This window comes from Prevotella sp. ICM33, assembly GCF_000517825.1.
GTDB classification, from domain to species: Bacteria; Bacteroidota; Bacteroidia; order Bacteroidales; family Bacteroidaceae; genus Prevotella; species Prevotella melaninogenica.
Window position 1 is genome coordinate 73,490 of the sequence record NZ_JACD01000051.1, and the last position, 11,931, is coordinate 85,420.

Genomic DNA, 11,931 nt, shown 5'->3' on the forward strand with positions numbered 1-11,931 from the left:
ATAATTAGGAACTGGAAACACATACTATATACGGTTAGCCGTTTAATGGTAAATAGGATGTAGGCGGTGATATGAGTAATATTACCAGTATTACCACTGTAGGAGGTGATATTAATGTAAAAGCTACTACAGACGAACAAGACAAAGTAGGCGGTAACATTAATGCAGAAGGTACTATTAGCGGTAATAAACTAACTGGAAATGATATTACTACTGATACTGGGACTATTAAGAAAGCTACTATTAATGATGTTTCTGGAGATACATTAAACTATTTAGTTGGTAAGTTTAAAGAATTGACTGGAACAAAGGCTACATTAAATGATTTGCTGGCTGGCAACATATCAGTAGAAACTCTTACTGTTACTAAAGCAGCACACTTTTTTAGTCTTATAATAGATGAAATTAAATCTGTAGGCGGTTAGATAATTCTTACTCCAGCTAATGCTACTATAGATAAAGTAACTACAGTAAATGGTAACTTTAAATGTTATTGGAGAGCTACAGATGGAGATAAAAAGATATATAATCAGTTTGCTTAGAATGATTAGATAGTATGCCAAACATTTAATGTTGGTACAACTGATAATGTTGCTAATACCTATTACTGGAGATTATGTACAGAAGTAGGAACTGAAACTATAGAGAATGTTTTATATAACTATGTTATACTTTCTGCTACTGATAAAGATACAGTTTCTACAGCTAATCCAGCTAAAGGAGATAAGATAGTATAGCTTGGTAATAGAACTGATGTAACCAGATAGAACGCTATTATACTTTCTGCTTATAATAGTAAATTCTTAGATACTGCTTTAGTAGCTCCTTCTATTGTACAATATAAAGGAATTAATGACTATAGATTAGATACACATAGATTAACCGTACTTAGTTCTGGATTAAATGAATTTACTGGTAATTTTAAAGTATCTACTGGAGAAAGAATAGAGGACTATGTAAAGCATAACGCTTATTAGGGAGAAAATAATATAGATGTAAGAGTGTACTCTGTAGACGGTAATTTAACTCTTATAAATGATAGAGAAGTAGATTTATATGCGGAAGTATGGTATGGTACGGAAAATATAACCGACAAAATACCGCCTTCATTATTTAGCTGGATTAGAGTTAGCACAAATAAGGATGCAGATACAGCTTGGAATAAAACAAAAGAAGGTATAGGAAAAACCATACATTTAACAGATAATGATGTAATTAGAAGATGTACTTTTAACTGTATAATTGATATTGATAACATTAAAACTTATTTATAATTATGGCAAATATTGCAAGAGGACAAATAACAATCGTTGATTTAAATGATGGTAAATCTATTAATCTTTTCTTATCATCTAATCAGCCAGCAACACAGATTTTTAACTAGGAAAATAGTTCCTATGTACCTAATTATCCAGCAACTAACTTAGTAATATCTCCAGAAGTTTATGTATCTGGTACTGCAACTAACTAGGTAGCTAGGTTAAAAGGTACTCCAGAATGGAAAATAAATGGCTCTCCTACTCTTAATAACTTTGGAGCAACAGCAGCTACTACATCACCTTACAATCTTACAATTAAGAACAATCTTAGTAATCTTAATGCACTTTCTATAGAGTGTACAGTAATCTATGTAGACCCCGATACTGGAGCTGAAACTACAGCTAAGGCTGCTTATACTGTTACTAAGGTTACTAATACTGGATAGTCAATTAGAGCTATTGCTTATGCTCCTAATGGCACTGTATTTAAAAATGGTAATGTAGCATCTTTAAAAGCTCATTGCGATTTGTGGAGAGGTTCAGCTATTGATAATACTAATGTATCTTATAAATGGTAGGTACTGGATGGTACTTGGAAAGATATTACTACAGCTAATGCTAATGGTATTACTAACTTTAATACAAATGAGATTACTATACCAGCTGCTGCTGTTTTAAACTTTGCTAGTTATAAATGTATTATTACTGATACAGACCCTTCTAGTGGTACTAGAAATACATCAGTAGCAGATATTATATCATTTGCTGATATGAGTGACCCATATTCAGTAGATATAGAAGCACCAGCTGGAACTACTCTTACTAGTGGTAATACATCTACTACATTAAAGGTTAATGTATGGCAAAATGGAAATCTTTTACCAGATAGTTTTTTCACTGGATTAACTTGCACTTGGTAGAAATATAATAAAGATGGTGCTTTAGATAATAGCTGGGGTACAAGCGGTACAAAGACTGGTAGAACTCTTACAGTAACTAAAGCAGAAGTAGCGGTAAAAGCTACATATATAGTAACTTTGAGTAAATAATAATTTGGAGTAGGTATAAAAACCTACTCCATTTAAAATTAGTAATATGATTAATATAGCAAGAGGACAAATAACCATATCTATATTAGAAAAGGGAGATACTGGAGCTGCTGGTAAAGATGCTGAATTTGTTAAGCTATAGTTTTACACATAGGAAGCGTATGTAGATAGTAATGAGCATCTACATATTAATATTAGTGGAAGGATTATATAGGTTACTGGAAATACTATAAAAGCAGTAACCAACCCTACAAAATATGCTATATAGGGAATGATAAAACATTCTGATATAGATTTTGATGTTACTATTAATTCTGATGGAACTTTTCGCTATATAGATAATGATGCCTCCTATGAAGGGTAGGACAATGACCCAATTACACACATTGAAATAACATTTGGTGAAAATGGTGGAATTATAGAAAGATATACAATACCAGTAACATTAATTCCATCTGCTACATTTGAAATTAAATAGGCTACAGATACAGAAGTAGCCAGTATCAAAAGTAGAATAACAGCTAATGAAACTAAGATAGCAAATAATGTAAAGTAGATAACTAATAATTATTCTACATTAAATTAGAAAGCAGATAGCATAAATTCTACTGTTACTAGTATTAAAACTACAGTTGATAAAATACCATCAACATATACCACAAAAACAGAGATTTCATAGACGGCTAATAATATCAAATTAGAAGTAACAAATAATGTTGCAGACAAATTAAAAACAACTGGTATTAATCTTAAAGATGGATAGATAGTAGCTACATCTAATAACTTTAAAGTCATTAATGAATCTGGATAGCCTACCTTTGAAATTGATTCTAAAGGTAATTTAATAGGTAGTGGAAGTGCTAGATTTTAGGGGTGTGTATCTTATGGAAAAACAATAATCACTAAAGAAAACTTTGAGTATTATATATAGAAAGGTAGTTATAGCGGACTTAGATTAGATAAAGTAATGCCTAGAATCCAGATAGGTAATAATGAAGAGCCAGTAGGAGGAACTAGAACATACCTACCTTAGCAAAATTTATCATTACCTTAGATGTTTATTAGTACAGTAGATGGTGATGCTTTTATGGGTGGTATGAGTTTAGGCTTAAAAAAATCTGAATGGAATGAGATTTGTAGAGGATTTGCTGGGAACTTTTTTTATATATACAATAAGATTAATCCAAAATATCCAGCAAATACCATTAGTATTTATGGGGATATTGCTGGTATGCCACTCTCTTATACATCATACATAGATATAAAATCTGGACAATTCTTAGTATTAAAGTGTGAAATTGGTATAGAGAAGAAAAGTACTTAGGAGTGCTTAGTCTGGAAATATATAAACTTAGGTAAAATTTCTATATAATTAATGGATAAATGGTAGACTTTAGGCATTAAGGATAAAATATAGTATAGTATGGCTATATTACTAGTGATTAGTGGTATAGCTATTGCTTTTCTATCCTTTTTCCTTAATGCTTTTAATATAGCCACTGGAGTATTAATATACATAGCTTAGGCTTTTATTACTGCTGGTGGTATCTTTGGAGTGAGTATTTACTTTAAAAGTAAGATAGGAGAGTTTGAAACAAAAGCTGATAATAAGATTATAGATGTACTTACTGATGCTTTACATAAAATATCAAATGAGAATAGTAGTAAAGAGAACGTCAAAAATGAATGATTACACTATAGGTAATCTATATATAGATGGATAGTTTTTCTGCAATACATTAGAAGATACTGATAGAGGATTAAGTGATAGTTAGAGTTTACTATATATTAAAGCTAAAAAGATATTTAGTAAGACTGCTATACCTACTGGAACTTATAAAGTAGACCTTACTTATAGCCCTAGATTTAAAAGAATATTACCATTAATAGTAGGGGTTAAAGGATTTGACGGTATAAGAATCCATTAGGGTAACTTTCCTAAAGATACAGAAGGTTGTATATTAGTAGGAAAGAATACTTTTAAAGGTGGAGTATTTGACAGTAAAGAAACATTAGAGAGATTATTAAAGAAATTAGAAGGATAGAAAGATATTACTATAACTATAGAATAAAAATTAGGCTGGTACTTTGTGTATCAGCCTTTTTTAGTATCTTTGTCCCTATGGATATTCAAAGTAGAGAAGATTATTATGATGAGCCATTACTGGAGTATGTAGTGGACTTTGCTAATAAAGAGTTTCCAGCTTATGCTGGAGAAGGCTTTTATGATTCTAATATGCCAGATTTATTTGGTGATAGATATGTAAAAGGAATAATAAAGCCTATTGGCTTTGATAAATACTTAGATGATAAACTAGAAATACAATATACTTTAGATGCTTTTGGCTTAGATTCTAACAAATTCTGGTATCTCTGTTTATTCCTTAAAGACTATGTAAAAGGACAAACAACAAATGCAATAAAGACTAATCCAACACATAGGGAAGAACTATCTAATTTGTTATATGAATTAAATAAAATGAATATAAAGATAAAATATGACCGTATATTATCAGCTGAAAAAGGTGGGGAACTTTCCTTTAAAGTAGAAGGTGGCAAAAAGGTTGTTATTACCGATAAGACAACTTTAATATATATAAATGCAGCTATAACTATTTTTATGGAGAAGTATAACAAGATTTTAGATGAATCAACATTAGATATAAATGCAACTACCAGCCTACCATTAATATATCAGATATATCTATTTAATAAGTATCTTAGTATGTTTCTAAAACCCTTAGTAGCTAAAAAAGGAGCTAAAGCATCTAAAGATAAATCCTTCTTAATATCTAAAATGATATATGTACTTAGTATCTCTGATGATATTAAATTTATAACGGAATATAAAGATAATGGTGATAAACTAAACCATTTAAAGAATCTTCTAAGTAGATATAAGAATATTAAAATACCAACGCTTAATAGTATTTATTGGTAACTACATTATAACACTCTATTTTTAGGGTGTTATTTTTTTGTCATTTTTTACCCCTTAGTCTATTACTTAATATTCTTTTCTATCATAAATAACTGTTATATCTTTGCAGCCGAAATAAACAAATCTGGTGCTTAATACGACCACCAAAGCCACATCAGAGGAGTTATAATAAATCTGGCTTAGGAGGATTATTAATATGAAGAATATAATTACATATTCAGAGTTAAAGAACAATGGTAAAGAAGTAGCTTTTGTAGCAAACAATAGAAACCTAAACAAAGCTAACCTAAAAAGCATTTGTAAGACTTATCAACAGTTTCACACTAACATTTCTCCTATTATTTATGTATCTGGAGAGAAAGCCCAGAATGAAGGCTTAAAAATGGTAGATGCTATCACTGGAGAGAATATAAATAATCCAGAAAATTATATAGTTATTGTTGACGGACAGCATAGATTTATAGCACGTAGAAAGACTATTAAAGTATCTGATAGTGGAAAAGAGTTACTAAGAGATACAGATACTCCTACTGTAGAGGATGATAAGTTACTATTTATGGAATGTACTGTAGATGATTCTATTAATAATATCTTAGGTGCTGCTAACTATGCTGCTAAGACTTGGCAAACAAATGATTACTTAGTTGGTGCATCAATGGATAGTACAGACGAAGCTACTAAACTAGCTGGAGAATTAGTAAAGAGAGGATTTAAGGCTAGTACTATAAGCCTTATAATGTATGGTAAAGCTGATAAACTAAAGAGTGCAGACTTAAAAAGAGCCTATGAAGATAAAGCACTTAACCCAAATGGATTAGATTTAGATAGAGCTAAAGAATTTTTAGATATAGTTAGTAAGCAATTCAAAGATACAGTAATTAAGAAACGTTACCTTATTCAAGCTGCTTTAGAGTTAGGCAATGATAAGCTAAGAAATCTAACAGACGAACAAATAAAGGAGATTAGTAAAGCTAAAACCAAAGAGGAAGTAATATCTATTATCAATAAGTAAACAAAGATTATACGGACTTATTATCCTTATTAATAATACTCTGTAAGTAGGAAGGATAGGATACAGAGTAAATTAAAATATTAACACAATGAGTAAAATAACATTTTATATTGGTGAGGAAAGTTATACTTTTAATGCTGCTATTGAAATAAAGTTAGATGGAGAAACTGAGCCAAATAATTTAAGAGTAGAAACCATTTTATCCGAAGAGATAAGTAGATATATTAATAATAATAACTTAAAGGGAAAGCCAAAGCATATATCTATAGAAGATGAATCTTTTATAGGAGAGTGTACAGACTTATCTGTAATTGGAAAATTAGAAATAAGAACCAAATAGGGGTATGGGGTAAAATTTTAACCGATGATGCGCTGAAACCACCGCCCCCCGACTTTTCCACGAGATGTATTTTTTCAAAACCTAAAAAGCCTCCTAGAGCCATTATTTTAAGCTCTAGGAGGTTGTTTCATATATGTAATATTTTCCTTAGAATTATAGTAGTATCACAAAAAAGCAGTATATTTGCAGTACAATAATGACCGTCAATAATGACAAGCAGCGTGAAACCCTTATAAACAAAGGAATTTGTGTTTTTTTGTTAAAAACAGAAAAAGTTTTGATTTCTCTTTGTCAGAAATAAATAATTTATGTATCTTTGCACCCGCTTTAACAGCAATGGTAAAGTAGAAGACGGGCAAGTCTCTTACGACCAGCTCCCTTTGAATCCCCCAGGACGGGAACGTAGCAAGGGCAGAAGGTTGTAGCGGTGCGATAGGAATCGCTTGTCCACCCCGCCTCTTTAGCTCAGTTGGCCAGAGCACGTGATTTGTAATCTCGGGGTCGTTGGTTCGAATCCGACAAGAGGCTCAAATTAATAGAATGACTAAGAACACAGAAGAAGGTATGTCGTGAGGCATACCTTTTTTTGCATTATATGGCATCAGAAAAGTTTCTGATAACCTAATTAGAAGATCTAAAAAAATAATAAGACGTCCCACAGAAACCCTAAATTATCAGGACTATATTTTATCTTGGAATTACATTGTCAAGCAGGAGAAAGCCCCCCTACTCCCAAATCTTCGCAGCGAGTTTGACAAATTCGACCTTACCATCAATGTAATCTGCAAAATATTCTGCTGCTGGTACACCATCAGGAAGATTACATGAGCCACAACCGCCACACGAAGGTGCCTTACAATGGAAACGTTCTTGAATAAACTCAATTCGCTCTTCTCGGTCTGAATATTCTATTTGTGGTGCTAACATCTAACTTACTATTTGTTTAAAAAGTATTTTATCTCCTTATAATAATTGATTTGCAAACTTACACAAAATATTCGATATATAATGAAATAATTACAAAAGTTTCAGCAAGTAAAAGCAAAACAAGTTTACAAAACTTGCTTCAACTGTGCGAAATACTCCAACTTTAACAAATGAGGGTGTTCATACTCCTCTACAACTTCATGCTGCCATATAGTATGAAAAGGTATATGAGCTGCCCAACCACCAAGTTTTAATACAGGTTCTATATCCGAACGAAAAGAATTACCCACCATCAATAACTGCTCAACATTAATAGAAAACCTCTCACACAATTGGTAATAAGATGCCTCTGTCTTATCTGATACAACTATAATATCATCAAAAAATGACTTTAAGCCTGAACTATGAAACTTATTTTCTTGATCAAGCAGTTCACCTTTTGTAAAGACAACTAAATGGTATTCTCCTCTCTCATGTAAAACCTTCAAAGTTTCTTCAACTCCATCCATTGGCTTGCCTGGTAATTGGAGAAGTTCTTTACCTAATTTTATAATCTTCTCAACCTCATCTGCTTTTAACCTTCCCCCACTTACCTCTATTGCATTCTCCAATAGAGATAATAAGAAAGCCTTACTCCCATAACCTAAAAGTGGCATATTTGCTGTTTCAACAGCAAAAAGAGCTTTAGAAATTTCATCGGCTGAGGCGTATGACTTTAATAGCTTACAATACTCTTTCTCTACCGCCTCAAAATAAGTTTGACACTCCCACAGAGTATCATCTGCATCAAAGGCTATTAATGATATATCTTTCATAACTTTATTGTTTCCACCTGCAAAATTACATTATTTATATGTGTAACACAAATAACAGCCACGAAATAATCTCTATATTTAACTAACTACCTTAATGATGTAAGTGTCATTCTAAAAAGATCATTATAGACTTAACTTAAATAGGTTCTCCATAAAATTCAAATAATTATTTTCTTAGACTTTAGAATACATCCTTCAAAAAATATTTCTTCGAAATGAAATAAACATCAATCCCTTTTGCCACCAAGAGTCCAAGCAAAAAAGTACAGGAAATTAGTAATTTATCCAATATTTTTTAGCCCAAATAATTTTTGCTGAATGAATAGTTTTATATAAATTTGCAACAGAAAGTTTATCAAAATGGAAAACTTTTGAAGAAGAAAAAATAAAAAAGTTATCCAAAACAGACAACTTTCACACAAATATAGTGTATTAAAATTACACCTTCTGATAGACAGTAACAACAGAGTTATAAACACCTAAAAAAATAAAATAAGCAATGGAAATGAAGAACTTTACAATCACAAAACGTGATGGGTCAAAGGATCGGTTCTCCCTCGACAAAATTATGAATGCTATTCTCAAGGCATTCGAAAGCGTCAATGAACCTACTGATTTGGGTACTTTATCAAAAATCATCGCTAACTTGAATATTCAAAACGACATCAAGGTAGAAGACATCCAGAATCAGGTTGAGTTGGCACTTATGAAAGAAGGCTATTATCAGGTAGCAAAAAGTTTCATCGTCTATCGTCAACAACACACAGAAGACCGTGAAACTCTTGAAAAGATGAAGTTTCTTTCTGACTATTGTGTTGCATCAAATGCAGCTACAGGTTCAAAATTTGATGCCAATGCAAATGTTGAACATAAGAACATCGCAACACTTATTGGTGAACTCCCTAAGCAAGGATTCATTCGTCTCAACCGCAGACTACTTGTTGATCGTATTAAGAAGATGTATGGTAAGGACTTGGCTGATGAGTACATTGACCTTCTAAACCACCATTTTATATATAAGAATGACGAGACAAACCTTGCCAACTATTGTGCATCCATCACTATGTACCCTTGGCTTATTGGGGGTACAAATTCAATTGGTGGCAATTCGACAGCGCCAACAAATCTGAAAAGTTTTTGTGGTGGCTTTATTAATATGGTATTCATGGTGTCATCTATGCTCGCTGGTGCCTGCGCTACGCCAGAATTTTTGATGTACATGAACTACTTTATCCAAAAGGAATATGGTAAAGACTACTGGGAGCGTGCTGATGAAGTTGTTGATCTTAGCCTAAGAAAGCGAACCATTGACAAGGTGATTACTGATTACTTTGAACAGATAGTTTATTCACTGAACCAGCCTACAGGTGCTCGCAACTATCAAGCAGTATTCTGGAACATTTCTTATTATGACCGCCCATACTTCGAGTCACTCTTCGGAAACTTCTATTTCCCTGATGGTTCACAGCCAGATTGGGAGAGTCTTTCGTGGTTACAGAAACGTTTTATGACTTGGTTTAACCAAGAGCGTCTAAAGACTGTTCTCACCTTCCCTGTAGAAACAATGGCTTTGTTAGCAGAGAATGGTGACTGCAAGGATAAGGAATGGGGTGACTTTGCCGCTAAGATGTATTCTGAGGGACATAGTTTCTTCACATACATGAGCGATAATGCTGACTCACTCAGTTCATGCTGCCGTCTACGTAATGAGATTCAAGATAACGGCTTCTCTTATACACTCGGTGCTGGTGGTGTCTCAACTGGATCAAAGAGTGTATTGACAATCAACCTCAATCGCTGTATTCAGTTTGCAGTCAACAACAACCTTGATTACAAGGAGTATCTGACGCATATTATCGAGTTGTGTCATAAGGTACAATTAGCATACAATGAAAACCTCAAGGAGTTGCTGCGTAATCACATGCTTCCACTCTTTGATGCTGGATACATCAACATTGATCGCCAGTATCTCACTATTGGTATCAATGGTCTTGTAGAAGCAGCAGAATTCATGGGACTTGACATCACACCAAATGAGGAGTATAAGAAGTTCGTACAGACTGTACTTGGATTGATAGAAACACAGAATAAGGCCTTCCGTACAAAGGAAGCTATGTTCAACTGTGAGATGATTCCTGCTGAGAATGTAGGTGTAAAGCATGCTAAATGGGACTCCGAAGATGGGTATTTTGTTCCACGCAATTGCTATAACAGCTATTTCTATCGCGTTGAGGACAACTCGTTGACTATTCTTGACAAGTTCAAACTGCACGGAGCACCTTATATAGAACATCTAACTGGTGGTTCTGCACTTCACATGAACCTCGAAGAGCACCTCTCCGAACCACAGTATCGCCAGTTGTTGCGTGTCGCTGCACAGGAAGGTTGCAACTACTTCACATTCAACATTCCAAATACCGTCTGCAACGACTGCGGTCATATCGACAAACGTTATATGCACGAATGTCCACATTGTCATTCTAAGAATGTTGATTATCTCACTCGCATCATTGGTTACATGAAACGTGTTAGCAACTTCTCTGTACCTCGCCAGGAGGAAGCACACCGCCGTTTCTATGCAGGAGAAGATAAATATACAGTTAATACAACAAATGAGAAGTTATGTAAAGAAACGGTTACTGAAACCAAGAACGCATAACAGACATTATTGTAAAAACGCTTTAACTTACTAATAGGGTTGACAGACTTCACGTCTAACACCTTAAAATCATTTACGGACACACGCTTATGTGTGTCCGTATTTGTTTGTATTCCTCTTCATAGATTTCATGCTGCAACATTCAAAAATAAATCCAGGTATCCACAAAACCACTTATTTGACACACAACACTATTATAAAAAGTTCACCCTACTACCAATAAAGTAACTAATCTTTTATTTTGGTGTCCTCGGATTTGGAGCATTACTCTTGAGACCTAAAAAGAGCTATTCCACATTTATAATCATCGATTTTACTGAGATCCATCCAATCTGCTTCAGGTTCATGCAACGAATGGAATGTAAGTACACATGACTCTCTGTCTATGGTTAATATAATTTCATATCCACATTTTATTTCTTTTAGTATATTCTCCAGTCTATCTGCAAAAATAAAAGCATTTGATACAATATCCTTACGACAAAAATCCTCAATGTGGACATTATTGAGAAAACATTCATACGCCGTCATATCATCAAACAAATCTAATGTTATATGTGGATTATTGACATAAAAACGTTTAAAGAAAATACATTGTCCATTAACAGTGATTCCTTCTTTTAAAAGATTCGCAAGTCCTTTGGACAGCCTATTTGAAATAGGCTGTCTTTTCAGAAAGATCATCATTTTTTTATTAAATACTATCATTCTCAAAGATATTTTTATCCTTTTTTATGGCACGTTTGACATCTTTGTTCTCGAGTCATTAGTGTCCCGTTAAAATCGGGACATTAATGATATACTAAAGTTTCCTACCCTAATAAATAGATAGAAAAATAACAGTTTGTCGAATTTTCTTTGTTAATTAGTAATTGCTAAAGAACTGATTTTAAAGACAAGACAACAAAACTATTATGGAAGCAAAAATA

The 11,931-nt window shown here is 33.0% G+C and carries 10 protein-coding genes, 1 tRNA gene, 1 other RNA gene and 1 pseudogene; 10 read left to right on the forward strand and 3 right to left on the reverse strand.

Annotation, left to right across the window (positions count from 1 at the left end):
* Positions 1-71: 71 nt before the first annotated feature.
* The 9 genes and pseudogenes from HMPREF1505_RS12615 to HMPREF1505_RS05915 all read left to right on the forward strand — a co-directional run bounded on the left by HMPREF1505_RS12615 (position 72) and on the right by HMPREF1505_RS05915 (position 7,129).
* Positions 72-425 carry a hypothetical protein gene (locus HMPREF1505_RS12615; RefSeq protein ID WP_051412332.1) on the forward strand — a complete coding sequence of 118 codons (354 nt, stop codon included), beginning with the start codon at positions 72-74 and terminating at the stop codon, positions 423-425.
* A 576-nt stretch (positions 426-1,001) separates the two neighbouring features.
* Positions 1,002-1,274, forward strand: coding sequence for a hypothetical protein (locus HMPREF1505_RS12620; protein ID WP_051412333.1), 273 nt, complete (start codon positions 1,002-1,004; stop codon positions 1,272-1,274).
* Positions 1,275-3,362: 2,088 nt separating this feature from the next.
* Complete coding sequence (locus tag HMPREF1505_RS05885; RefSeq protein WP_036923697.1) at positions 3,363-3,632, forward strand: hypothetical protein; 270 nt, start codon at positions 3,363-3,365, stop codon at positions 3,630-3,632.
* A 496-nt stretch (positions 3,633-4,128) separates the two neighbouring features.
* Positions 4,129-4,353, forward strand: a pseudogene (locus HMPREF1505_RS13725) (DUF5675 family protein).
* 77 nt (positions 4,354-4,430) lie between these two features.
* Positions 4,431-5,249, forward strand: a complete 819-nt coding sequence (locus HMPREF1505_RS05895; protein ID WP_036923699.1) for a hypothetical protein — start codon at positions 4,431-4,433, stop codon at positions 5,247-5,249.
* A gap of 196 nt (positions 5,250-5,445) precedes the next feature.
* Positions 5,446-6,261, forward strand: a complete 816-nt coding sequence (locus HMPREF1505_RS05900) for a hypothetical protein (RefSeq protein ID WP_036923700.1) — start codon at positions 5,446-5,448, stop codon at positions 6,259-6,261.
* An 88-nt stretch (positions 6,262-6,349) separates the two neighbouring features.
* Positions 6,350-6,601, forward strand: coding sequence for a hypothetical protein (locus HMPREF1505_RS05905; RefSeq protein ID WP_036923701.1), 252 nt, complete (start codon positions 6,350-6,352; stop codon positions 6,599-6,601).
* Between the two features lie 353 nt (positions 6,602-6,954).
* Positions 6,955-7,051, forward strand: an RNA gene (gene ffs / locus HMPREF1505_RS12875) — signal recognition particle sRNA small type.
* A gap of 4 nt (positions 7,052-7,055) precedes the next feature.
* Positions 7,056-7,129: transfer RNA gene (locus HMPREF1505_RS05915), tRNA-Thr, on the forward strand.
* 198 nt (positions 7,130-7,327) lie between these two features.
* On the opposite strand, the gene HMPREF1505_RS05920 is transcribed toward HMPREF1505_RS05915, so the two are convergent.
* Positions 7,328-7,528 carry a hypothetical protein gene (locus HMPREF1505_RS05920; RefSeq protein ID WP_013263873.1) on the reverse strand — a complete coding sequence of 67 codons (201 nt, stop codon included), beginning with the start codon at positions 7,526-7,528 and terminating at the stop codon, positions 7,328-7,330.
* Between the two features lie 125 nt (positions 7,529-7,653).
* Positions 7,654-8,343, reverse strand: a complete 690-nt coding sequence (locus HMPREF1505_RS05925) for an HAD family hydrolase (protein WP_036923703.1) — start codon at positions 8,341-8,343, stop codon at positions 7,654-7,656.
* A 499-nt stretch (positions 8,344-8,842) separates the two neighbouring features.
* Between HMPREF1505_RS05925 and nrdD the strand changes: the two genes are divergently transcribed.
* On the forward strand, positions 8,843-11,002 hold the full coding sequence (gene nrdD, locus HMPREF1505_RS05930; RefSeq protein WP_036923704.1) for an anaerobic ribonucleoside-triphosphate reductase: 2,160 nt from the start codon (positions 8,843-8,845) through the stop codon (positions 11,000-11,002).
* A 264-nt stretch (positions 11,003-11,266) separates the two neighbouring features.
* Here the strand turns inward: nrdD and HMPREF1505_RS05935 are convergent, their stop codons facing one another.
* Positions 11,267-11,710, reverse strand: a complete 444-nt coding sequence (locus tag HMPREF1505_RS05935) for a hypothetical protein (RefSeq protein ID WP_036923705.1) — start codon at positions 11,708-11,710, stop codon at positions 11,267-11,269.
* Positions 11,711-11,931 lie beyond the last annotated feature (221 nt).

Excerpts from the sequence above, each read along its gene's own strand:
- HMPREF1505_RS12615 (WP_051412332.1), top strand. The coding sequence starts at position 72 with ATGAGTAATATTACCAGTATTACCACTGTAGGAGGTGATATTAATGTA.
- HMPREF1505_RS05885 (WP_036923697.1), top strand. The coding sequence starts at position 3,363 with ATGTTTATTAGTACAGTAGATGGTGATGCTTTTATGGGTGGTATGAGT.
- HMPREF1505_RS05895 (WP_036923699.1), top strand. The coding sequence starts at position 4,431 with ATGGATATTCAAAGTAGAGAAGATTATTATGATGAGCCATTACTGGAG.
- HMPREF1505_RS05900 (WP_036923700.1), top strand. The coding sequence starts at position 5,446 with ATGAAGAATATAATTACATATTCAGAGTTAAAGAACAATGGTAAAGAA.
- HMPREF1505_RS05905 (WP_036923701.1), top strand. The coding sequence starts at position 6,350 with ATGAGTAAAATAACATTTTATATTGGTGAGGAAAGTTATACTTTTAAT.
- HMPREF1505_RS05920 (WP_013263873.1), bottom strand. The coding sequence starts at position 7,528 with ATGTTAGCACCACAAATAGAATATTCAGACCGAGAAGAGCGAATTGAG.
- HMPREF1505_RS05925 (WP_036923703.1), bottom strand. The coding sequence starts at position 8,343 with ATGAAAGATATATCATTAATAGCCTTTGATGCAGATGATACTCTGTGG.
- nrdD (WP_036923704.1), top strand. The coding sequence starts at position 8,843 with ATGGAAATGAAGAACTTTACAATCACAAAACGTGATGGGTCAAAGGAT.
- HMPREF1505_RS05935 (WP_036923705.1), bottom strand. The coding sequence starts at position 11,710 with ATGATAGTATTTAATAAAAAAATGATGATCTTTCTGAAAAGACAGCCT.